This is a genomic window from Pseudomonas sp. Irchel 3A7 (assembly GCF_900187565.1).
Classification (GTDB): domain Bacteria; phylum Pseudomonadota; class Gammaproteobacteria; order Pseudomonadales; family Pseudomonadaceae; genus Aquipseudomonas.
The window spans coordinates 155,216-178,068 of sequence record NZ_FYED01000017.1; the positions used below are offsets into that span (position 1 = coordinate 155,216).

Below are 22,853 nucleotides of genomic sequence, written 5' to 3' on the forward strand. Positions count from 1 at the left end.
TTGCTCGCGTTGGGTCGCGAAGCGGCCCCGCTCTCTGCTTCGAAAGAAGGGGGCTGCTGCGCAGCCCAACGGAACGGTGCGGCGATCCGACAAGCTCCCTCGCCACGGGTTCGCGGAATCAGACGAAGGAATCGTCGTCGCCACCAAAGAACGATGAATTGTCATCGCTGTAGTCGGCGTCGGTAAAACCGCCCTGATCATTGCCGTAGGAATCGTTACCGGCCATGCGCTGATCGTCGCCCCAGCCATTGTTACTTTGGTCGTTGACCTGGGCCGGCTCGTCCTTGATGACTTCGACGACTTCCTGCGGTTGCTGATTGTGATGGAACAGGCTGCTGATGCCTTGTGCCAGCATCACGCCACCCGCCACCCCGGCCGCGGTTTTCAGCGCGCCGCCGAGGAAGCTGCTGCCTGCTGCAGGCATCTGTTGTTGTGGCGCGTAGTTCTGTTGCGGCGAGGCACCGAAATTCTGCTGCGGCGGCTGCGAATTGAATGAGGACCGCCCCGGCTCTTGCCAGCCGCCACCGTTCGACACTGGCGCACTTCGGTTTGGCGCAGGCTGTGGATCACGGGTGCCACTGCCGAAAATGCTCGACAGAAAACCTCCGCTGCTCGGCGCCGGAGTCGCTGTCTGCGCCTTCGCCTGTTGCAGGTCAGCCTGCAATTGCTGAATTTGCGCGGTCAGTTGTCGGTTCTGTTCATCGAGGCTTTTGATCGCCGCCTCTTGCACCAGGATCGCCTGGGTCATGACATAACCTGCCGCGGGCTGGCGAGTCAGGTGTTCCTTGATCCGCGCCTCGGCCTGGGCATCGCGCGGGGCTGAGTCCGCTTCGGCCTGTTGCAGCCGGGAAAACAGTCCATCGATCAGGGTTTGTTCTTCGTTGTTCATGGCGACCTCGTAGATTGCCGGGGAAATCGTTGCCCTTTCCCACTCAGGATAAGGTGCCCGACCTTAATGGAGACTGAAACAAGTTGTTTCAATGACCTTTACCGAACGTTTACGTTTGCGCCCTCCTCCACTTCATCGGTTAAAGTGAGCCACTGCTTTCAACCTGCGATACCGACTGATGAATCCGTTCGATGTACTGCGTGACTCCCTGTATTTCTTCAAACGCAATCTGGGCCAGATCGTGCGGCTGTGCCTGCCGCTGGTGATCGTCGAAGCCCTGTTGCAACAAGTGGTCGACCGCTCCACCGAGCCGGACAGTTTCCCCGGCATCAGTGTGATGGTCGGCCTGCTGGTTTATCCGCTGTACACCGCCGCATTGATCCTGTTTCTCGATGCCCGCAGCCGTGGCGAATCGCCAGGCAACCGCGAACTGCTGTCGCGATCCGCCTACCTGTGGCCGCGATTCGCCCTGCTGACCGCCCTCAACACCCTGCTGATTCTGCTGGGCTTGTCGCTGTACTTCCTGCCGGGCATCTGGCTGATGGTGACCCTGGCGTTCGGTGAGTACCTGCTGGTCTTGCGTGGCCTGGCGCCACTGGCGGCGATGAAGGAAAGCCTGCGCCTGACCCGCGGCCACTTCATGCGCATCCTGGTGTGCATTCTGTGCGTGATGGCACCGTTGTGGCTGCTCAAGGGTGCGACGCTGGCGGTCTATCCCGAGCCGCAGAACCCGGTGATCTCGCTGCTGATCGACAGCGCCCACAGCTTCCTGCAACTGTTCACCAGCGTGGTCATCTTCCGTCTGTTCATGCTGATCAGCGAAGTGCCGGAAAAAATCGACGGGCCACTCTGACCTTGGGCGACCGACCGTCAGTCGGGTATGCTCGGGGTCAATTTCCGTAACGCTAAAAGCCGAGCCATGACCCGACTACTGCGCTACACCTTGCTGGGATTGCTGATGGTCATCGGTCTGGCCGGCGTGATGATCTACAGCCTGACCTGGCGCCCCGAAGCCAGGGAAGTGCTGCCGGTCAGTTGCAGTACCCGGGCACCGTCCCTGGCGCCCGGCCAGGCGCTGAAGGTGATGACCTGGAACGTCCAGTACCTGTCGGGAAAGCGTTACGTATTCTGGAATGACCTGGCAGCCGGCGCCGACGATGCCCCTACCCCCGAAGACATGGCCTTCAGCCTTGATGAAGTGGCACGGGTGATTCGCGACGAACAACCGGACGTGGTGCTGTTGCAGGAACTGGATGACGGCGCCAAGGCCAGCGATTACCAGAACCAGCTCAAACTGCTGCTGGAACGGGTCGCCGATCTGTATCCCTGCAGCGTCCACGCCTTCGACTGGAAGGCTGACTTCGTTCCCGATCCCCATATCTTCGGCAGCGTTGGCCGGCAACTGGCGACCTTGAGCCGTTATCAGATCGATCATGCCCAGCGCCTGCAATTACCGGTCGCCCCGAGCAATCTGATCAACCGCCAGTTTCAACCGAAAAACGCCTTGCTGGTCGCCTACCTGCCGTTGAGCGACGGCGGTCAACTGGCCGTGCTCAACACCCACCTGGACCGCGTGACGCAACCGGACGAGACACTGCAAACGCAGATTTCCGCCGTGGCCAAAGTCCTCGACAAGTTCGAAAGCCGCGGTACGCCCTGGCTGATCGGCGGCGATTTCAATCTGTTGCCGCTGGGGCAATACCAGCGCCTGCCCAGTGAGCAACGCACGCCCTACACCGCCGACAGCGCCTTGCACGCCCTGTGGGACAAATACCCGATGATCCCCACCAACAATGAAGCCAGCGGCATCGACCGCGCCCGCTGGCTGACCCACTACCCCAACGACCCGGGACTGAACGGCCCGGACCGCACCGTTGATTACCTGTTTTACAGCCCCCGCATCAAACGTGTCGAGGCGATGGTCCGGCAGGACGATACGTTGCGTATTTCCGATCATTTGCCGGTCATTGCGCGGTTCTTGCTCCCCGCCACCCCTTGATCCATGTTTCCAGGCGAATGCATAACCTGTGGGAGCGAGCCTGCTCGCGAAAGCGGTATGTCAGTCGGTATCAATGTTGAATGATCAACCGCATTCGCGAGCAGGCTCGCTCCCACAGGGGTCACGCCTTCAGTTCGCCTGCCAATCATCCGGGATGACAGCAATCACGTCGATTTCCATCAACCACTGAGGTTGCCCAAGCCCGGAAATCACCAGCCCCGTCGAGATCGGGAAAACACCTTTCAGCCACTTGCCCACGACTTGATAGACCGGCTCGCGGTAACGCGGGTCAATGATGTAGGTCGTGGTTTTGACGATATGGGAAAGATCGCTGCCAGCCTCTTCCAGCAGTTGCTTGACGTTCTTCATCGCCTGTTCGGCCTGGGCACCCGGATCGCCAAGCCCCACCAGGTTGCCTTCGAAATCGGTACCGATCTGGCCCCTGACATACACCGTGTTGCCCGCCCTTACGGCTTGGCAAAGATCATTGTCCAGAGACTGGTTGGGATAGGTGTCTTTGGTATTGAACATGCGAATTCGAGTATGAGTAGGCATCTGCTGGCTCCCCTGAAGCTTGATTGATGATCGATTCTTAACGCTGCGACGGATCCCGGTATTCCAGGTATTGGCGCTGGGTCGCAATGTGGCCGGCGACATGTTTGGCGTCGTGCCAAACGCCCCAGATAAAGCTCGAGCCGCGACGGGACAGCCACGGCAGCCCCACGAAATAAACACCTGGCTCACTCGAGACACCGCGCTGATGACGTGGCTTGCCCTTAGCATCGAACGTGTCGACCTGCAGCCAGCTGTAATCGACGGCGTAGCCGGTGGCCCAAATGATCGAGGTGACTCCCGCCTCGGCCAAATCCAGCTCAAGGATCGGATGGGTGATGCAATCCGGGTCGGGCAGCATGAAGCGGGCTTCGGGTTCTTCCGGCAGATCAAGGCCATTGCGCGCTACGTAGGCATCCGCCGCATCCAGCAGCGACAGGTAGTTCTCGTCTCCGGCAGCGACGTTTCGCGCCAGATCCTGCTGGAACGTCACCACGCCGTCGTTGAAGGATTGGGTCAGCCCCACCAGCGTGACGCCCTGCCTGGCGAGCGCACGGAAATCGACAGTCTGCCCGCCACGCGCACCGCTGACCGCAATGGTCACGTGCTCACGGCCTGGCTGCATGACCTCGGCATCCCAGAGCCCCAGAACCCCCAGCCACCAGCAGAAGTCACGGTTGCGATAGGCGCGAGGCGGACGGTCATGCTGGCCGACGGACAGGTAGACCTGTTTACCGGCACGCTGTAGCTCATCAGCGATCTGTACCCCGGAAGAGCCTGCTCCCACCACCAGAACCCCACCCTCCGGCAATTGCTGCGGATTGAAATACTGGGCCGAATGAATTTGCGTGATCCGCTCGTCTTTCGGGGCAATCGGTGGAATGACCGGACGCTGGAAAGGACCAGTCGCCGCCACCACGCGATTAGCCTCGATCACGCCTTCGGACGTTTCGATGGTGAAGCCGGGGCGATCGGCGTTGCGCACCACTTTTTTGACTTCGATACCGGTACGGATCGGCGCTTCGAACTTCTCGGCATAAGCTTCGAAATAGGCGGCAACGCGATCTTTTGAAGCAAAGGCATCGGGCTCAAGGTCTTCGAACGCCAACCCGGGGAAGCGGTCATGCCAGACAGGACCGTTGGCAACCAGCGAATCCCAACGCCCGGTACGCCACGCCTCAGCAATGCGATTACGCTCCAGAACGAGGTGCGGAACACCGAGCTTGCTCAAGTGCTCACTCATGGCGACGCCAGCCTGGCCGGCCCCGACAACAAGCGTATCTACTTCGATTTTATTAACAGTCATGCCTGTGCCCTTCAGTGAGGCGACTATGGCGCGCCAAGCCGCGACAGATCAGCCGTTTGTTATTGATTGAGTTCCGCTCTTGCGGCGTACTTTTATTGTGTTCGGTTAATGCAAACAGCGAAAATATGATTTTTGTCGTTGTTGCCCAGTAAAAAACTAACTAACGACCCAGCTCTTTACTTGTTCTATTTAATAGTTATTAACGCAAACCTGTGGGAGCGAGCCTGCTCGCGAAAGCAGTGCATCAGTCGACATCAATGTTGAATGATCAACCGCATTCGCGAGCAGGCTCGCTCCCAAAGTTATTTGTTTAAAGCACGCCGATTTCTTGGGCCGTTCTATCAACAGCAATTTTGGTCTTGGCGATAAGTTCGTCGATTTCACCGCGCGTCGCGATCAGTGCCGGCGCCATGATCATGCGGCCCAGCGTCGAACGGATGATCACGCCCTCTTCAAAACCGATCGTGCGGCAGCGCCAGGCGATGTCACCTTCGTTGGCAAAGCGCTTGCGCGTCGCCTTGTCTTGCGCAAACTGCAACGCCGCCACCAACCCGACACCCTGGATCTCCCCCACCAACGGGTGGTGGCCGAATACTTCGCGCAGGCACTGCTGCAGATACGGGCCGGTGTCGTTCTTCACCTGGGTGACAACCCCCTCATCGCGCAATGCCGTGAGGTTGGCGATAGCCACTGCGGCCGCCACCGGGTGACCGGAGTAAGTCAGGCCGTGGGCAAACACACCGCCCTGCTCCACCAGCACTTCGGCCATGCGTCGGCTCAGAATCAGGCCACCCATGGGGATGTAGCCCGAGGTCAGGCCCTTGGCGATGGACAGGGTGTCCGGCTCGAAATCGAAGTGTTGGTGGGCAAACCACTCACCGGTACGCCCGAAGCCACCGATCACCTCGTCAGCACACAGCAGAACGTCGTACTGGCGGCAGATGCGCTGGATTTCCGGCCAGTAGCTTTCCGGCGGGAAAATCATGCCGCCAGCGCCCTGGAAGGGTTCGGCGATAAAGGCAGCGACGTTCTCGGCGCCCAGTTCGAGAATCTTCGTTTCCAGTTGCCGGGCTGCACGCAGGCCGAACTCCGCCGGGGTCAGATCACCCTCATGGGCGAACCAGTAGGGTTCATCGATGTGCGCGACATCGGGAATCACCCCGCCCATTTCGTGCATGAACTTCATGCCGCCCAGCGCGCTGGCGCCCAGGGTGGAGCCGTGATAACCGTTCCAGCGCCCGATCATGACCTTCTTCTGCGGCTTGCCGAGAATCTGCCAGTAACGGCGCACCGTACGAATCAGCACCTCGTTGGCTTCGGAACCGGAGTTGGTGTAGATCGCGTGGCTGTAGTGCTTGGGCAGCAGGCTGAACAGCAGTTCCGACAACTCGACCACCGCCGGGTGAGTGGTGTGGAAGAACATGTTGTAGTACGGCAACTGCTCCAGCTGGCGAGTCGCCGCGGCGGCCAGATCCTTGCGTCCATAACCGAGGTTGGTGCACCACAAGCCCGACATGCCATCGAGGTAGCGATTGCCGTCGTTGTCCCACAGATGCAGACGCTCACCACCGACGATGACGCGAGGGCCTTCGGCATTCAGCGCTTTCTGATCAAGGAATGCGTGAATGTGGTGTGCGGCGTCGCTCGCTTGATAGTCCCTGGTTTCACGCTGGGGTTTGTAGTCTGTTGTCATCTCTTGTTCTCCTCAATTGAATAAAGGTTCAGTTCCCGGACACCGTAGTGAGCGGTGCCACACCAGGCGCATCGTTGCCCTGCGATGTGTGTTGAATGAGGGGTTCCGGGGTAAACAGCGGCTTGCGCATCACGAATTTGACCCATAGCACGGCAATCACCGATATCACGCCCAGCACCACACCCGCACAACCAAAAATGCGCGCGGTCATCTCCGGTGCCGGAGAGACGTGATAGATAGCGAACAGCATGCCGACGATGCCGATGACTTGTGGCCATGGATAAAACGGTGAACGGAATGGACGTGCCAGATGGGGATAGCGCCGGCGCAAGGCGATCACATCGATGTGAACAATGATGTAGGCCAGCAGCCAGGCAAGCGCGGCAGCCAACAGCAGCAGGCTGATCGCCGCAGAGTCGTGTCCCAGGATCAGGATCGGCAGACCGGTGATCGCCGCGACGAACAGCACTGCCACCCAAGGTGTACGGCCGCGCTTTGTGAGTTGTTTGAACTGCGGGAAGGCCTGGCCGTTTTGCGCCATGCCGTAGAGCATGCGCGGCAAGGCGGCCAGGGACGAATTCACCGTACTACAAGTCGCGGTGATGGCGGCAATGACCAGAAATAGCTTGCCTGCCTCACCGAAAACGGTGGTTGCGAGCAGATAGTGCGGCAGCGCATCGCTGGCCAGCTGTTCACGCGGGATACACAGCAATGCACCCAGGCAATACAGAGCGATCACGCCGAAGATCACGGTCAAACCGATGGTCATGGCGCGTGGAATGTTGCGCTCGGGGTTGCGCGTCTCTTCCACCAGCGGGCAGACAAACTCGGCCCCGACAAATCCCCAGACGGCCATGGCAGCCAGGGTGATGGCGCCGAACTCCAGCGGGTTCCAGCCCTGATCGAGCGGCAGCTGGAAATCGGCCTGGCCGTTACTCAATGACGCAAGCCCCATGGCGACGAGGACCACGACCATGACCAGCGCCAGGACGTTCTGTAGCTTGGCGAACACATCGATGCCGAACAGGTTCAGCACAGTGAACAGCCCCAGCACGCCATAGGCCACCAGCATGTGCGGAAGGACACCGGGGTAAACCTTGCTGATCACCAGGTCCAGCAGGAGCAGTTCGGCGGAGAGCGCAAACATGGCAACCACCATGTAGCCCGAAAAAGTCGCCAGGATCGCCGGAAAATGCCCGATCGCCACTTCCGTGTAACTGCTGAGGCTGCCCGCCCTGGGAATCATCAAGGCCAGCTCGGAAAACGACCAGGCATAGGTCAGCGCAAGCACATAGGCGATGGCCAGCGGAATGATGAAACCGAAACCGGCGATGCCCGCACCTTGCAGCATCAGCACCATGACGCCCTGGGACACCACGACGCCTATCGCAACAGCCAGCAAGGAGCCCAGCCCCAGGACACGACGCAATCCGCCGGAATTGCCAAGGATGGCGGCGGATGTGTTTGAACTCATGACAATCTCCCCGTGTTTTTGTTGTTGATCGCCTCCACGCGGGAGGCAGGGATGAATGAGCGAGGCCCCGGTTTCCCGGCAGCCTCACGTTTCGCCCATCGCGTCTCATCCTGGAATCGCGATGGGCGACCCGAACGGCTTAGCGGGCCGCCCAGGCGTTGAAGCGTTCCTCCAGCTCTTCGCCGTGATCGACCCAGAAGGTGGCATCCACCAGTTGCCCCTCGGCCAGATTGGCCTGGGCCGTGGGCAGCTGGGACAGCGTGTCGGCCGGCAGCTGCGCCAGCACGTCCTTGCGGATCGGGCCGTAGGGAATCTGCGTGGAGAAGGACTTCTGGCCGCTCGCCTGGCTGGCGAACACAATGAAGCGCTCGGCAAGCGCCTTGTTCGGGCTGCCGCGAACGATGGCCCAGTGATCAGGATCGTAAAGGTGGCCGTTCCATGAAATGGCGAGTTTCGAGCCTTCCTTTTGTGCGACTGCGATACGGCCGTTGTAGGCGGCCGACATGACGACGTCGCCCGCCGTTAGCCATTGAGGGGGTTGGGCACCGGCTTCCCACCACTGAATCGAAGGCTTGATCTGGTCAAGCTTGTGAAACGCCCGATCCACCCCTTCCTTGGTCCCCAGCACTTTGTAGAGGTCAGCTTGTTTGACGCCATCGGCGAGCAGCGCCACTTCCAGTGTGTATTTGGCGCCCTTGCGCAAGCCGCGCTTGCCTGGAAACTGCTGCAGATTCCACATGTCTGCCCAGGAGGTCGGCGTCGCGGCAACCTTGCCTGAGTTGTAGGCGAGCACCATCGACCAGACGTAACTGGCCACACCGCACTCGCTGACCGCGCCAGGCAAGTAGTTGCCCGCTTCGCCGATCAGTCCCGGGTCCAGCCGCTCGAACAAACCCTCTTCGCAGCCGCGCAGGAGCTCGGGGCTTTCAACTTCGACAACGTCCCAACTGACCTGGCCCACATCCACCATGGCCTTCACTTTGGAAAGTTCGCCGCTGTACTCGCCGACTACAACTTTGCCAGCACCGCTTTTTTCAAAGGGTTTGAAGTAAGCACCCTCTTGCGCGGCCTTTGTCGCGCCACCAAACGAAATAACCGTAAGACTTTCCGAATGGGCGGCGAGTGGCACAGTGAATATAATTAACGCGGTTAAACCCGCGACCGCTGTAACGCTCGAAGACGAATATCTGAACATAGAAGCTCCCTCACTTTTTAATTGTGATTAGTTACTGAGGCAGTCACGACCACGCGGCCGTAAACACGCGCATAACCAGCCGCGCGAGGACATCTTTTTATTGTTAATTCGTAATCAAACTATCAAGTCAGCTCAACGCAATTGAAACCAGGTTGTTTTCAGCTGGGTATATTTATCGAACGAGTGCAGCGACAGGTCACGGCCGAAACCCGACTGTTTGCCACCCCCGAACGGCACGGTCACATCCAGGGCATCCACGGTATTGACCGACACAGTGCCCGCCTTCAGAGCGCGAGCGACGCGATGCGCGCGATTCAGATCATCGCTCCATACCGAAGCGGCGAGCCCATAGATGCTGTCGTTGGCCAGTTGCACCGCCTGCTCTTCGGTGTCGAAGGTGGAAATCGCCAGCACCGGCCCGAACACCTCTTCACGTGACAGGTGCGAATCGTGGGGGACGTCGGAAAAAATCGTCGGCTCGATGAAATTGTCGGAGCCATTGAAGCTCAAGCGACGACCGCCAGTCAGCAGCCTCGCCCCGTCTTCCCTGGCGCGCTCGATAAAGCTCATCACACGCGAGGCCTGGCCCGCATCAACGATGGCGCCCGCCGGGCTCGCAGGGTCCAGTGGATCGCCAGGCATCCACCCTTTGGCTTTTTCCAGAAGCCGCTCGATAAACTCATCCTTGATCGAACGCTGCACATAAAGGCGAGAGTTGGCCGAGCAGACTTCCCCCTGATTGAAGAAGATGCCGAATGCGGCTTTCTCTGCCGCGAGGTCCAGATCCTGGCAATCGTCGAACACCAGGCTCGGGCTCTTGCCGCCACACTCGAGCCAGACCTGCTTGAGGTTCGATTGCGCCGAGTACTGCATGAAGTATTTGCCCACCTGGGTCGAACCGGTAAACACCAGGCAATCGACATCAGGGTGCAGGCCCAGCGCCTTGCCGGCGGACTCACCCAGCCCGGGCAGCACATTCAGCACGCCTGGCGGCAAACCGGCTTCCAGGGCCAACTCCGCCAGACGCAATGCCGAAAAGGGTGATTGCTCGGCAGGCTTGAGTACCACGCTATTGCCGGCAGCCAAGGCCGGCGCCAGCTTCCAGGCGGCCATGTCGAGCGGGAAGTTCCACGGCACGACCGCCGCGACGACACCCAGTGCTTCACGGGTGATGGTCGCCAACGCCGATGACGCGGTGGGCGCGACCTGGTCGTACAGCTTGTCCAGCGACTCGCCATACCAGGCCAATACATGGGCGGCGCCCGGGACGTCGATGTTGTAGGCATCCATCACCGGCTTGCCCATGTTGAGCGAATCCAGCAGCGCCAGCTCTTCACGGTGCGCAAGAACAAGTTCAGACAGACGCAGCATCACCCGCTTGCGCTCGACCGGCGCCATGCGTGCCCAAGGTCCTTCGTTGAAGGCCCGGCGCGCACTGCGAACCGCCAGCTCCACTTCCACTTCGCCACAGGCAGCGACACGGGCCAGCAACTGATTGGTCGCAGGGTTGATGGAATCGAATGTTGCGCCTGAAGAGGCAGCTACCTGCCGGCCATCGATCAAGGCTTTGTCTGAGAAAGTTTGCCGGGCAGCTCTTTGCTGCCAATAGTCGAGGTCGAACACGCTACGCTCCCTTTACGACCGCCAGGGTGGTCGGGGTAGTTGGTCGGGGTAGATATCAGTGGTTGGAGAGATAGTGCGTCAACCGTGCCCAGAGGAAAATTATTAAAAATATGCTCCGGGTATAAGAAAAAACTGGGCAAGCGCTGGACCAGCCCGGAACCGTCATAGGGTAAGGTTCAGTCAAGCATTCGCGCGACAGGAGCCATCCCGGCTCTCACCGCAAGCAGAGCAAAAAGAGGTGCGTGTGGCTTCCTATACCTTGCGACAACTCAAGTACTTCGTCACCACGGTAGAAGCCGGCAGCGTGGCGCAGGCTTCGAGACAGCTCTATATCGCGCAACCATCGGTTTCAACGGCGATCAAAAGCCTGGAGGAGTCGTTCAATGTCCAGCTGTTCATCCGCCACCATGCCCAGGGCGTTTCCCTGACACCCACCGGCACGCGTTTCTATCACAAGGCGCAAGAGCTGCTGCGCATGGCCAGGGAGTTTGAGCAGAATGCGTTGGCCGATAACGATACGGTGTCCGGACAGATCGACATCGGTTGCTTCGAGACGGTTGCCCCGCTGTACTTGCCACAGCTCATTGCAGACTTTCGCAAGCTGTATCCGGGCGTGGACATTCGCATTCGCGACGGCGAGCAGCAGGAGCTGGTCCAAGGTTTGACCGCAGGCACTTTCGACGTCGCCTTCCTCTACGATCACGGGCTCGACAGCACCATAGAAACCACGCCACTGATGCCACCGCAAAAACCCTACGTCCTGCTGCCTGAAGGGCATCGTTTTGCTGATCAGAAGGAGGTATCGCTGAGGGATCTGTGCGGGGAGCCAATGATTCTTCTCGATGTGCAGCCGAGCCGAACCTACTTTGTCAGCCTGTTCCACGAACTGGAACTGACGCCGAACATCGTGTTCAGCTCGCCTTCGATCGAGATGGTGCGCGGCATGGTCGGTCAGGGATTCGGCTTTTCCATCCTCGTGACCCGCCCGCATTCGGAATGCACTTACGATGGGAAAAAGGTGGTGACGGTCGATATCAAGGAACCGGTCTCAACCTCCGGACTGGCTTGCGCCCGCCTCAAACGCAATCAACTGACCAAGCCTGCGCAATTGTTCGTGGACTTTTGCCGCGAGCAGTTGAGCCAGAAGGTTGCTCATTGAAATCGACCCGCTCCTCTTGTGGGAGCGAGCCTGCTCGCGAAGTCGTCGGCACACCCGACATCAATGTGCCTGCCACTCCGCTTTCGCGAGCAGGCTCGCTCCCACAGGGTTCGGGGGAACCCTTAAATGACAGCGTCACACAAATAATCAGCCAATCGAATCAGCATCGCATCACAGCCATTCAACTGTTCCAGCGCGATGAACTCGTCGGGCTTGTGCCCTTGATCCATGCTCCCAGGGCCGCAGACCACTGTGGGAATTCCGACCTGATCGAACAGACCGCCCTCGGTCCCAAAGGCCACTGTGCCAAAGGCTGAAGACTGGCTCAGGATCGCCAGCAGGCGCGCCGCCTCGCTCTCGGGTGAAGTCGCCAAACCGGGATAGGCACTCAACGGCCGCAGTTTGATGTCGGTGTCCGCCTGCACGGCCCGCATCCTGGGCAACAATTGTTCCTCGGCGTAAGTCTGCAACTGGCTGGCCACGTCCTGGGCATCGAAGTCAGGCAGCGCCCGCACTTCAAAATCGAATTCGCATTCAGCCGGAACAATGTTCAGCGCCCGGCCCCCCTTGATGACACCCGTTTGCACCGTTGAATACGGCGGATCAAAACGCTCGTCATGGCGATCGGGATGCGCGAGTTCGGCCCCGATTGCGCCCAACCGACCGATCAGCTGCGCGGCGTATTCGATCGCGTTGACGCCATAAGGCGCATAGGCGGAATGGCAAGCAGCACCGCGCACTTCGCAGCGCATCGCCAGTTTGCCCTTGTGACCCAGCACAGGCTTGAGCTCGGTTGGTTCGCCGATCAGACAGAGCCTGGGTTTGTACGGCCGTTTCTGCAACTTGGCAAGCATCGGCCTTACCCCCAGGCATCCCACTTCTTCATCGTATGAAAACGCCAGATGCACTGGGGCAAGAAGCGGCCGCCGAACAAAGACCGGCACCGCCGCGAGCACCGAGGCGATGAACCCTTTCATATCAGCCGTGCCGCGACCGTAGAGGCGCCCATCCTTTTCCGTCAATTGAAAGGGATCAACCGTCCAGGCCTGCCCCTCAACCGGCACCACATCAGTGTGACCGGAGAGCACTACCCCGCCGGACTTCAGCGGGCCAATGGTCGCGAACAGATTGGCCTTGGTGCCTTCTTCGTTATAAAGGAGCTCACTCTCAACGCCATGCCCGGCCAGATACGCCTCGATGAAGCGGATCAATTCGAGGTTGGAGTCCCGGCTGACAGTGGCGAAACCAACCAGGCGTTCCAGAAGGTCGCAGCTGGAGGCATTACTCATCCCCAGGCACTCCATAGCTCGGCGCAGCCGTCGGATTGAGCGCGCGGGTCAGGTAGTCCTGCATTTGCGGTCGATACGCCTGCCAGAGCCCGTCCATCTGTCCGATGGGATCTTCCTCGGCCCAGTCGACCCGCAAGTCGATGATGGGCCACGTGTAGTCGCCCACCACTTTGAGCGCCGCGGAGTGAACCGGTCCCGCCTCACCACCGGCAGCCATGGCCGCGTGCATGGCAGCCAGCAAACGATCGGCCAACTGACCGGGCTCGGCTTCGAACGCCGCGACCATGGCTTCGATGACCCGCACATCGCTGAGCAGATTACCCGCCGCGACACACTGCTCGCCTTTCACCGCGTTATGCACGCCCAACGACTCCTTGCCGCTGAAGCATGCAATCCGGCCTGACGCATCGATCACCGTGACCTGCCGGTACTGACTCCACCCGTTGGAATTGAGCGCCTTGTCCAGCGCCGCGCCGGCCTCCAGATGCTGGTGCTCCAGCAAATCCAGTATCTGCGCTCCCAACGCCGGCAACGTAATGTTCTGCGTAGAGACAGCCCCGACACCCGCCCGCGCCCAAGGGCAACGCGCGCCTACCGCAATGCTTGAAGAACTGATGGCAATACCGAGCTGCCCGGTTTCAGGGCAACGCCCGATAATTGAGAACGTCATGGCTCACTCCTTAGGTTTCCTGTGCATGCGGATTCGTATTCTGTTCATGCACAGGAAAGGGAGAAAGCAGGTTTTTTGTGGCTTTGGGGTAGGAAAAAACTGGCTATGGGGTGCCGGTGGATAACAAGAACAGAACACAGCACACACTTTCCGCCCATCATCCCAGGTGAACATCAACAGCGATGTCGCTTGCTGGATCACCCTGCCGTCACGCGTTCGGCTGCTCTAAGTGGTAAATCGCCAAAAAACATAAACGCTTATATCTTATTTACGGTTAGTCACAAACACCGACCTCGTGACGACCTGCAATATCACTTTAGGCCTGCACTGATCTATACATTACAAATAGGACAACACTTATCACCGCCCCCCCAAAAACGACCACTCAACAATAAAAAATGTTTCACGCGACTCACAGGGAAACAATTTCACTTACTCGTGAAACAATTCCAAAACCAACAATAAAACCCAACATCTACAATCAACATTATTCAGTTACACATCCCCATTCAATTCAAGCATATTCATACTTGCCTCCCGACAAAGTACTGCTATTGTTCTCGCCGTCTTCGAACCAGGGCGCGACCAAGGCACAACACAATGACAAATACAAACCACGATACAGTTGCACCTATCGTTCTGACCAACTCATCTGCACCCGAAAATAAAAAACCAGCCACACAAGACTCAACCTCCCGATACAACTTTCGGAACGATGCATTCTGGCAACAACTGCCAATCTGGAAAGAAGTTGATTCAAAACTTTTTCACAACCATCTATGGCAAGAAAAAAATGCAGTCACGAATATCTCGGGCTTGGAGCAGTTGATCAAAAATCAAGTTACCGATGCCTTCTTGAAAGACCTTGAAGACGGGCACAGACTCGCACCGATGTCTATCAGACTTACCCCTTACATTCTATCGTTGATTGATTGGAACAACGCCCTTTGCGACCCCCTCCGGCGCCAGTTCTTACCACTTGCTTCGGAAATGGAACCAGACCATCCGTTGCTGAAGTTAGACCCTATGGGCGAACAAGACGATTCACCAGCATCCGGGATTACCCATCGTTATCCGGATCGCGTCCTGTTCCTGGCAACACATGTATGTCCGGTTTACTGCCGGTACTGTACACGTAGTTATGCCGTTGGCCTTGATACTGATAGCATTACAAAAAAGAAAATAAATAGTTCAACCGAACGCTGGGAGCCCGCATTCCGGTACATAGAATCGAATAACAACATCGAGGATGTTGTTATCTCCGGGGGAGATGCGTATCGACTCAAAGCTCGGCAAATAACCGAAATTGGCGAGCGCTTGCTAAACACTCCCCATATAAGACGTATGCGATTCGCAAAAAAAGGGCTGGCTGTGCTCCCTATGAAAATCGAGACAGATCTTGAGTGGACGGACGCAATCTCAAGGCTTTCTGACCAAGCCCGAAAAATGGGAAAGTCAATTGCCATACACACGCATTTCAACCATTCAAACGAAATAACCGCCATCACCGCCAGAGCGCTCGGCATCTTATATGAGAGAGGAGTGGTGGTGAGGAATCAGGCGGTCATGTTAAGAGGTGTTAATAACACAACGGAAGAAATACAACGACTAAATCAATCTCTCGCCTACTTAAACATCAGACCGTACTACGTATTTCAAGGCGATATGATTCGCGGTGTAGAAACGCTCAGAAACAGTATCAATGAAACCATAGAACTAGAAAAAGCCACGAGAGGAATGATTGCAGGCCATAACACGCCTAACTTTATAGTAGACCTGCCAGGTGGAGGTGGTAAACGCGACATACATAGCTATGACTACCAAGACAAAACATTGGGCATAACTGTTTATAGCGCACCGGCGGTAAAAAAGGACAAATTATTTCTTTACTGCGACCCGCTCCATACTTTATCGCCCAGTGCTCAGTCATTCTGGACTGACCCGGCAGCTCGCGCCGAGCTGATAAAACACCTGCAAGAGCGTGTGAAATAAATACAAAATACAACCGAGGCGAGATCAGAAAAATGGCAAAATACAATAAGATAGATTGGACACTTCACACCAACTATTCAAAAGCTATAGAGTCTTCAAAATCAACTGGCAAACCAATACTGATTTATTTCCATAGCGAATCATGCGAGGGATGCAAGCGTTTAGAAACATCCGTATTCAATGACCTTCAACTTATTGCAGCTGTCACAAACTATACAATTCCGGTTTGGGTTGAAGTAGAAAACCCTGGACCGAATCCACGGGTATCCGAACTCGTCGGCAGTCATATCTTTATCATGTCGCCAGCCCTGCAACTTATCTCCAGCGATGGGGATATTTATCATAAGTTTCTGGGTGCACCATTACACACACGTCTCGATCTTGGTTATTGCCGAGTTCACCACGATGTGCCCGGAGACATATCCGCCAACGATACCGTGGCTCAATTGTCAATCGGATTAGCGAAGCAGGCTATGTCTTCTTTCCACTATTGCGCGGCAGACTCATTGCTGAGAAAAGCATTGACTCATTCCGCACCTGGAAGCGTGACAACACAAGAGGCCGAATACTGGTTGCCGGTTGCACAAGACCGCGGTCGGTACCCAGAAGACGTGATGCCAGCAGAAGCAATCGCACAAACTGCTATCGTGAGTGAAGTACGACGGTTCTGCGAAATTCTAGTCCAAGTGCCCGACCAAGAACTCATGGCTGACTGGCCCGGCGCACAGGGCGAAGGAGGTTGGGTTCATTACACCGACTGCTTGCGCGAGTTATGCCTGGGGGTTTTTCAGATGCTGAAAGACGTCGCGACTGAGGCTGGGCATGAACGTGCTGCACAAGAACAAAATCTGAGTCGAGCCCAGATGATAATTCGTGATTGGCAAATCGCGTTCCGAGAGTTGCAAGGCACTCTTATTGGATTAAATACGACTGAATACGATCAGCAACATTTTCATCAGAATTTCACGCTCGGGAAACAAAGGACAATCAGAAACAATATCGTTCATTGCGTAATGGCAGAATTCTGGGCTCATGCCCCCGCCATTCGGGCGACTCTGGAAGCCAGTCGATCCAGTTCAAACTACAAAGCCGGTGTCAGTCCGACGCTCACCAATTGGGAAAAGTATGGTCCCCCTCCTCACAACTTCGGTAGCATCCAGTCCCTCCTTACGCTGTGGGAAAAGCGACACCACCAGTTAGTGGAGGAGTTTTCCGGCATCTCAGACACCGAACTCGAAGCGACCCTAAGCTGGTGGGAAGACTCTGCAGTATCGGTAAGGTTTCGCCTTTGCCGATTAGGCTGGCACTTTCATGACCACGCCTCTGTAATCGAAACAATCTGTCAACGCATTGGCCACGAACGTACAGAAACGGAGTTTCTTGCCAAGCTGCTGTTTAATGCACTTGGGCGCGCCGAAGGTGAAATGATCGGGTTACCCCGAGAAACTCAGGACAGGCTCTTTTCCAATGCCACTTACCAACTAAAAGAACGAAGCGATGAGCTGTTTGAGGTTTATAACAAATACATCAAAAACAGCGAAAATGCATCGCCGAAAGATACATCGACCAAACAAGTCGAGCGAATCACTGCCTAAAAATTCGGCGCGCAGAGCGCGCCGAACCTGCCCAGGAAAAACCATGAACATTATCCAACAGATGTTTGGCGTACATAACGAGTATTTCCTAGAAAAACACTGGCCGACACTTCCCTACGTATTACAAGGGGACATGAATCGATTTACAGAGTTATCATCACTGGAAGAATTGCATGACATCGAGAAATTACTCAGTGTTCTGAACGACTCTGTGGACTTGCTGTTCCCTGGAGGAAAACGAATTTCTGTATCCGATAAATTCGAGGCTTTATCCGCACACACCAATGGCGAGGCGATGATTTACATAAAAAACATGGAAGTCATCCCCGCTATTTCCTCGGCATGTGACGACCTGGCCCATACACTTGCTGTTCCTAGACAGTACGTCAGCTGCGAAGCGTTTGCAGCTAACCGAGATGTGGAGGTTGCAACTCATTTCGACCATGAAACTAACTTCATGATCCAAATTAAAGGCGAAAAAACCTGGCGCTTTGCAGAAAACACCTCGCTTCCCGATCCGATATACCCTTACTTTCCAAACAACCCCAACAGATTTTATCAAAACGGTAGACATCCATATACAGGCGCTCAGTTACCACGCGAAATGCCCACTAAGAATGAAGAACATCTTGTGCGCCCCGGAACGACTACTTTCATGCCTCGAGGATACTGGCACAGCACCACTTCCCATGAAGAGTCCTTCTCCATTGGCTTTGTTATAAACCCTCCCACCATCGCAGATATTATTTCTTATGCTGTGCTAGAGCAATTACATTCCGTAGAGGCCCTGCGGGCACACCCACTTGCAACCCACCCCACGAACAATGACGACATTTTATTAAATATCATTCAAAAGGGCCTTAATAAAATGAGAAATCTTTCAATAGAATTCTCTGCAGAGGACCTGCTGCACAGGTACAAATCATCCAAAAAAGGAAACACAAGAAATCTATCGCCAATATAACTAATATCCCTAGTGAAAACCTACAATGAACACTACACGAACTTTCCTGATGGGAATCTCTGCACTACTACTGGTCAATGCATTAGACGGGGCAAAGGAGGTTTACTTCGGAATCATACTGCAAAAGCTTGATAGCACCGTAGTGGCATTCATACTATTCGCTATTGCCTGGCCGATATGTTTCCTGCTTCATGTTACCAACCTCAAATCCAGAAACGGGAAGCTTCAATCAATCAAAAACAGAAAACAATTTCATCTCCTATTATTGACACTGAACTTCAGCTCAGCAGCGTTATGGATTGCATTCACATTTTCATTAAAGTGGTTTGAACCAGCAATTGTTAGTGCGTTAATAGGCGGCATAGGAATAATAGCAACACTCACGCTGATCAAATTTATCCGTCCATCCACAACCCTAATCAGGGCCGACTATATCGCAACGATCATTATAGCTATAGCTAGCATCTATTTGGCCTGGATATCAATTAATGGACATACTGCATTAGAGGAGGAGCTTGACTCCCTACAAGCCAGAGAGAGCTATTTCGTGATGATTATTTGCGGCATAGCCATGGCGCTTGTATCCATTACATCCAAGAGGCTAGCAGACCATGGAGTGTCAAGTCTCTTCATCTGCGCTCATCGCTTCTACATCCTATTAGTAATTACGGGGGCATATTCACTATACAATCAAATCGAGTTAGCTAAGGCACTTGAATATATCATACCACTATTCTGGCTGAGCATTTTTGGCGTTATTCTGCCGTTTTATCTACTACAGGAAGGAATAAAGCGATGTGAACCGGTCACCACACAGGCGGTTTTAGCGGCCGCGCCGCTGTTCACAGTTGCATTCCAGTCATTTGATTCAAGACTCGAGTTTTCAGAATTCAGTCTTGCAGGCGTGGTAATTATTTGTCTAGCTGCCGCCCATAATAGTCACTCCCATTTAAAACAAATCAAGAACGAGGAAACCAAATATCAAATACGCGGCAATCGTTGATACGCATCGAACTTTAGAACTTCTAGTTGAAGAGCTGAAAGTTTAGAGATGCAACATGCGATCACATTCAACCCACGACTAAAGTTCTACAATACGGGGTCAACAGCTTTAAACCTGAAGACTATGCTTTATACCAGCCTGAATGCATTCGGCGAATCTTTGGCCCATCGTTCCTCGAAATAATGGTGACCGAAAAGGGTCCGATTCTTATCGAATGGGCAGCGAGAATGATGGGGACTCAAGAACTGACGACGATATCGAAAATATGCGGAGTTAACTGCATCAATCTTTGCGCGGCATGTTATGCAGACTCAACAGCCTTTTATTCAATGTTGCACGATGCTAAACGCGCACATTTACAATTTGAAGTCATCGCCATGATAAATTCCGTATCCGGCACCGTACACCATCGTCGATGGCTGGATGAGCTTTCTGCTCGACCGAGTTTTCAAAAAATGATCCGGGCTCCAAAAGTCGCTGACACCGTTGCGCCAACAATTAATATATTTACAAACTATGGCTTCATCTATTTAGCACACGAAGACCCAACTGTAATTGATGATGACTATCTCTGGATTCGAGCAAAAGAATCGGAAAGAGGTGGGTTCTTCGATGTAACACCAACATAACATTCAACACTCAACCTAACTCAGTGTAATACCTCACAGACCCAGCCAGCAAACAGCCTCGACAACGCATCCAACTCTATTCACCCATCAAAAATAACCACCCCCATAAGTCCTGAACAATGAAACTATTCAACACACTGAGCAGGTCAGTGGAACAATTCAAACCTATTACTGAGCTAAAGGTCGGCATCTACGCCTGTGGCCCTACGGTCTACCACTATGCGCACATAGGAAATATGCGCACCTATATCTTTCAAGACATACTAACAAAGTCTTTTAGACATTTCGGTTACTGCGTGCAACACGTAATGAATATTACCGATGTTGGTCACCTACAATCAGATGCCGATTCTGGGGACGACAAACTCATGTTAGGAGCTGCCCGTGAAAATAAGACACCTTTTGAAATAGCTCGTTTTTACGAAGATGAATTTTTCCGACATAGTCGTATGTTAGGTATCCGACGCCCTGACGTTGTTTGCCGGGCAACTGAACACATCAGCGACATAATCTCAATGATTGAGCGACTTATCACAAAAGGAATCGCTTATCTAAGCGCTGGAAATGTTTACTTTAATGTCGAAAAATTCCCCAGTTATCACGAGCTCGGCCGACTGAAACTCAAAGAACAACAAGCGACTGATAGAGTTGCTCACGATCCTTTAAAATGCAATCAGTCTGATTTCGCATTATGGTTCTCAACCTCCAAATACCCTAATCAGGTAATGAAGTGGGAGTCTCCATGGGGATCAGGATTTCCAGGCTGGCACATTGAGTGCTCAGCCATGGCCAGTAAAATTCTCGGAGAGCATGTAGACATCCATTGCGGTGGTGTAGACCATATCAGTGTGCACCACTCTAATGAAATTGCACAATCGGAATCCTGCTTTGGTCATCGCTGGGTCAACTACTGGTTTCACTGTGAGTTCCTCAATATTGATGCAGAAAAAATGTCAAAATCCAAGGGCGAGTTTCTCACAGTTGATACTTTAACCGCCAGGAACTATGACCCTTTAGCTTTTAGATATCTCGTTTTAGGTTCCCATTACAGGAGCCCAATGATGTTTACGTGGAAAGCTTTGGACTCTGCAACCACAGCGCTGCTAAAACTTCGAAATCGAGTCCTTGCCATTCAAAAAAAAGGTACCGTGAGCGGATCCACACATTCTCAGCACTACGATACTTACTTAGATAGATTCTTTGGACATCTAAAAAACGATCTACACACGCCCAGCGCAATTGCAGAACTTTGGTCAGTTATTAAAGCTGACAAATTGAACGATGCAGAGCGAATTGACCTGTTAAGCGTATTCGATAAAATTTTGGGCATTGGTCTATTCCAGAATGACTCCATTGATTCAAGCGAAGAGTACGCCCCACTAATTGCCGCAAGAAACGCGGCGCGCTCAGCAAAAAACTGGACTGAAGCAGACCGCATTAGAGACCTCCTACTGAAACAGGGGATACAAGTCAAAGACACGAAACACGACTGAGCACTTAGCGTACTGACAGGTAGATCCAAACATTTAGGAGTGTGTATACATTGGACATAAACTGCATCCGGCAACAATTCTCGGTTTTTTCCGACATAAACCTAAAGAATTCTATTTTTCTAGATGGTGCTGCGGGAACCCAAATGTGCACACGCTCTGTGGATGCCAGCGTTAAAGCCTGTATCAATCACAATGCCAATTTGGGAGGTCTTTTTATGACCTCCTCAAGAGCCGGGACTGAAATAGAAGAGGCACGAAAAGCCTCTGCGCACTTCTTCAACGCATATGAGACCGAGGAGATTATTTTTGGTCAAAACATGACGACGCTCACTTATAACATATCGCGATGCCTGGGACGCAGCCTGAAGCCGGGAGACGAAATAGTTCTTACTCAATCAGATCATGAATCCAATATTTCACCATGGCTAGAGCTGGCCAATGATTCCGGACTTATTGTAAAGTGGCTACCTTTTAATCTTTGCACTTACGGTTTTGATGCCAGTATTGCGACCTCTATTATTAATGACCGCACCAAAATTGTTGCCTTGAATTACGCCAACAATGTAACCGGAACAATCAACGACATTGCACAAGTATCCACAATAGCCAAAAAATTTGGTGCACTTGTTTATGTTGATGCCGTTCATTTTGCCCCACACGGCATTTTAGACGTTCAGTCCCTGGGCTGCGATTTCGTTGTTTGCTCATCTCACAAGCTTTACGGACCTCATCAAGGCATCCTATGGGGACGTCTGGATCTACTAGAATCTCTACTGCCCTACAAACTCCGCCCTACTATTAACAAGCCTCCATATAAATTTGAAACCGGCACAAAAAATAGAGAAGCAATCGCTGGACTTTTTGGCGCAATTGAACACCTGAAGTGGATAGGCAAGGAATTCGGCGGATGCGCCAAGCATTCCGGAGTACGTGAGCAGATAGTCGCCGGAATGACATCAATCATTAAACATGAAACTTGCCTTCTAAAAAAAACCATCAAAGGCTTACAGGCCATGGAATTCGTTACAATCCATGGGTATACCGCCCCTTCAACGCTCCATCTAAGAACACCAACGATTTCCTTCACCGTACATTCAGTGCGCAGTGAACTCATTGCTCTACAACTGGCGAAAAAGGGCATTTTTTTATGGCATGGCAATAACTTCAGCCCGGAAACCATCAAACAATTGAAGCTTGATGATCAAGACGGCGTGATCCGAGTAAGCATTTCCCAATATACGTCAGAAGAAGATATAGAGCGATTTCTCTCAGCAATGTACACACTTCGCCCGAACACCTGAGTTAAAGGTAATGCCTCACACCACAAG

General features: G+C 54.1%; 19 protein-coding genes. 10 read left to right on the forward strand and 9 right to left on the reverse strand.

Features of this window, described 5'->3' with window-relative positions:
- Positions 1-118 precede the first annotated feature (118 nt).
- The gene (locus CKW21_RS25730) at positions 119-889 is read right to left on the reverse strand and encodes a DUF2076 domain-containing protein (RefSeq protein WP_095196680.1); all 771 of its coding nucleotides are present in this window, start codon (positions 887-889) and stop codon (positions 119-121) included.
- Positions 890-1,067: 178 nt separating this feature from the next.
- Between CKW21_RS25730 and CKW21_RS25735 the strand changes: the two genes are divergently transcribed.
- The gene (locus tag CKW21_RS25735; RefSeq protein WP_095196681.1) at positions 1,068-1,742 is read left to right on the forward strand and encodes a YciC family protein; all 675 of its coding nucleotides are present in this window, start codon (positions 1,068-1,070) and stop codon (positions 1,740-1,742) included.
- A gap of 66 nt (positions 1,743-1,808) precedes the next feature.
- Positions 1,809-2,888, forward strand: a complete 1,080-nt coding sequence (locus tag CKW21_RS25740) for an endonuclease/exonuclease/phosphatase family protein (protein WP_095196682.1) — start codon at positions 1,809-1,811, stop codon at positions 2,886-2,888.
- A 129-nt stretch (positions 2,889-3,017) separates the two neighbouring features.
- Here CKW21_RS25740 and CKW21_RS25745 read toward each other — a convergent pair whose 3' ends face one another.
- The 6 genes from CKW21_RS25745 to CKW21_RS25770 form a co-directional block, all read right to left on the reverse strand.
- Entirely contained in the window at positions 3,018-3,443 is a 426-nt protein-coding gene (locus tag CKW21_RS25745; RefSeq protein WP_095196683.1) for a RidA family protein, read from the reverse strand.
- Between the two features lie 37 nt (positions 3,444-3,480).
- Positions 3,481-4,746 carry an NAD(P)/FAD-dependent oxidoreductase gene (locus CKW21_RS25750; RefSeq protein ID WP_095196684.1) on the reverse strand — a complete coding sequence of 422 codons (1,266 nt, stop codon included), beginning with the start codon at positions 4,744-4,746 and terminating at the stop codon, positions 3,481-3,483.
- Between the two features lie 310 nt (positions 4,747-5,056).
- The gene (locus tag CKW21_RS25755; protein WP_095196685.1) at positions 5,057-6,439 is read right to left on the reverse strand and encodes an aspartate aminotransferase family protein; all 1,383 of its coding nucleotides are present in this window, start codon (positions 6,437-6,439) and stop codon (positions 5,057-5,059) included.
- 28 nt (positions 6,440-6,467) lie between these two features.
- Entirely contained in the window at positions 6,468-7,913 is a 1,446-nt protein-coding gene (locus CKW21_RS25760) for an APC family permease (protein ID WP_095196686.1), read from the reverse strand.
- A gap of 139 nt (positions 7,914-8,052) precedes the next feature.
- The gene (locus CKW21_RS25765) at positions 8,053-9,108 is read right to left on the reverse strand and encodes an ABC transporter substrate-binding protein (protein WP_095196687.1); all 1,056 of its coding nucleotides are present in this window, start codon (positions 9,106-9,108) and stop codon (positions 8,053-8,055) included.
- 132 nt (positions 9,109-9,240) lie between these two features.
- Entirely contained in the window at positions 9,241-10,731 is a 1,491-nt protein-coding gene (locus CKW21_RS25770) for an aldehyde dehydrogenase (RefSeq protein WP_095196688.1), read from the reverse strand.
- A 244-nt stretch (positions 10,732-10,975) separates the two neighbouring features.
- Between CKW21_RS25770 and CKW21_RS25775 the strand changes: the two genes are divergently transcribed.
- Positions 10,976-11,890 carry a LysR family transcriptional regulator gene (locus CKW21_RS25775; protein WP_095196689.1) on the forward strand — a complete coding sequence of 305 codons (915 nt, stop codon included), beginning with the start codon at positions 10,976-10,978 and terminating at the stop codon, positions 11,888-11,890.
- Between the two features lie 122 nt (positions 11,891-12,012).
- On the opposite strand, the gene argE is transcribed toward CKW21_RS25775, so the two are convergent.
- Positions 12,013-13,179, reverse strand: coding sequence for an acetylornithine deacetylase (gene argE, locus CKW21_RS25780; protein WP_095196690.1), 1,167 nt, complete (start codon positions 13,177-13,179; stop codon positions 12,013-12,015).
- Complete coding sequence (locus CKW21_RS25785; protein WP_095196691.1) at positions 13,172-13,849, reverse strand: DUF1028 domain-containing protein; 678 nt, start codon at positions 13,847-13,849, stop codon at positions 13,172-13,174. The genes argE and CKW21_RS25785 overlap by 8 nt, the downstream gene beginning before the upstream one ends.
- A 600-nt stretch (positions 13,850-14,449) precedes the next feature.
- On the opposite strand from CKW21_RS25785, the gene CKW21_RS25790 reads away from it, so the two are divergent.
- From CKW21_RS25790 to CKW21_RS25815, 7 genes are all read left to right on the forward strand, one after another.
- On the forward strand, positions 14,450-15,841 hold the full coding sequence (locus tag CKW21_RS25790) for a KamA family radical SAM protein (RefSeq protein ID WP_095196692.1): 1,392 nt from the start codon (positions 14,450-14,452) through the stop codon (positions 15,839-15,841).
- A gap of 32 nt (positions 15,842-15,873) precedes the next feature.
- Positions 15,874-17,436 (forward strand): thioredoxin family protein, encoded by a 1,563-nt coding sequence (locus tag CKW21_RS25795; RefSeq protein WP_095196693.1) that lies wholly within the window; start codon positions 15,874-15,876, stop codon positions 17,434-17,436.
- A gap of 43 nt (positions 17,437-17,479) precedes the next feature.
- Positions 17,480-18,400 carry a JmjC domain-containing protein gene (locus CKW21_RS25800; protein ID WP_170948726.1) on the forward strand — a complete coding sequence of 307 codons (921 nt, stop codon included), beginning with the start codon at positions 17,480-17,482 and terminating at the stop codon, positions 18,398-18,400.
- A 49-nt stretch (positions 18,401-18,449) separates the two neighbouring features.
- Positions 18,450-19,403 carry a DMT family transporter gene (locus tag CKW21_RS25805; RefSeq protein WP_170948727.1) on the forward strand — a complete coding sequence of 318 codons (954 nt, stop codon included), beginning with the start codon at positions 18,450-18,452 and terminating at the stop codon, positions 19,401-19,403.
- 185 nt (positions 19,404-19,588) lie between these two features.
- Positions 19,589-20,032 carry a hypothetical protein gene (locus CKW21_RS31275; protein ID WP_141233024.1) on the forward strand — a complete coding sequence of 148 codons (444 nt, stop codon included), beginning with the start codon at positions 19,589-19,591 and terminating at the stop codon, positions 20,030-20,032.
- A gap of 119 nt (positions 20,033-20,151) precedes the next feature.
- On the forward strand, positions 20,152-21,525 hold the full coding sequence (gene cysS, locus CKW21_RS25810) for a cysteine--tRNA ligase (RefSeq protein ID WP_095196696.1): 1,374 nt from the start codon (positions 20,152-20,154) through the stop codon (positions 21,523-21,525).
- A gap of 41 nt (positions 21,526-21,566) precedes the next feature.
- Entirely contained in the window at positions 21,567-22,826 is a 1,260-nt protein-coding gene (locus CKW21_RS25815) for a cysteine desulfurase-like protein (protein ID WP_256590333.1), read from the forward strand.
- Positions 22,827-22,853: the final 27 nt, after the last annotated feature.

What these genes read in the sequence shown, in the direction of transcription:
- CKW21_RS25730 (WP_095196680.1), bottom strand. Translation starts at nt 889, where the DNA reads ATGAACAACGAAGAACAAACCCTGATCGATGGACTGTTTTCCCGGCTG.
- CKW21_RS25735 (WP_095196681.1), top strand. Translation starts at nt 1,068, where the DNA reads ATGAATCCGTTCGATGTACTGCGTGACTCCCTGTATTTCTTCAAACGC.
- CKW21_RS25740 (WP_095196682.1), top strand. Translation starts at nt 1,809, where the DNA reads ATGACCCGACTACTGCGCTACACCTTGCTGGGATTGCTGATGGTCATC.
- CKW21_RS25745 (WP_095196683.1), bottom strand. Translation starts at nt 3,443, where the DNA reads ATGCCTACTCATACTCGAATTCGCATGTTCAATACCAAAGACACCTAT.
- CKW21_RS25750 (WP_095196684.1), bottom strand. Translation starts at nt 4,746, where the DNA reads ATGACTGTTAATAAAATCGAAGTAGATACGCTTGTTGTCGGGGCCGGC.
- CKW21_RS25755 (WP_095196685.1), bottom strand. Translation starts at nt 6,439, where the DNA reads ATGACAACAGACTACAAACCCCAGCGTGAAACCAGGGACTATCAAGCG.
- CKW21_RS25760 (WP_095196686.1), bottom strand. Translation starts at nt 7,913, where the DNA reads ATGAGTTCAAACACATCCGCCGCCATCCTTGGCAATTCCGGCGGATTG.
- CKW21_RS25765 (WP_095196687.1), bottom strand. Translation starts at nt 9,108, where the DNA reads ATGTTCAGATATTCGTCTTCGAGCGTTACAGCGGTCGCGGGTTTAACC.
- argE (WP_095196690.1), bottom strand. Translation starts at nt 13,179, where the DNA reads ATGAGTAATGCCTCCAGCTGCGACCTTCTGGAACGCCTGGTTGGTTTC.
- CKW21_RS25785 (WP_095196691.1), bottom strand. Translation starts at nt 13,849, where the DNA reads ATGACGTTCTCAATTATCGGGCGTTGCCCTGAAACCGGGCAGCTCGGT.
- CKW21_RS25790 (WP_095196692.1), top strand. Translation starts at nt 14,450, where the DNA reads ATGACAAATACAAACCACGATACAGTTGCACCTATCGTTCTGACCAAC.
- CKW21_RS25795 (WP_095196693.1), top strand. Translation starts at nt 15,874, where the DNA reads ATGGCAAAATACAATAAGATAGATTGGACACTTCACACCAACTATTCA.
- CKW21_RS25800 (WP_170948726.1), top strand. Translation starts at nt 17,480, where the DNA reads ATGAACATTATCCAACAGATGTTTGGCGTACATAACGAGTATTTCCTA.
- CKW21_RS25805 (WP_170948727.1), top strand. Translation starts at nt 18,450, where the DNA reads ATGGGAATCTCTGCACTACTACTGGTCAATGCATTAGACGGGGCAAAG.
- cysS (WP_095196696.1), top strand. Translation starts at nt 20,152, where the DNA reads ATGAAACTATTCAACACACTGAGCAGGTCAGTGGAACAATTCAAACCT.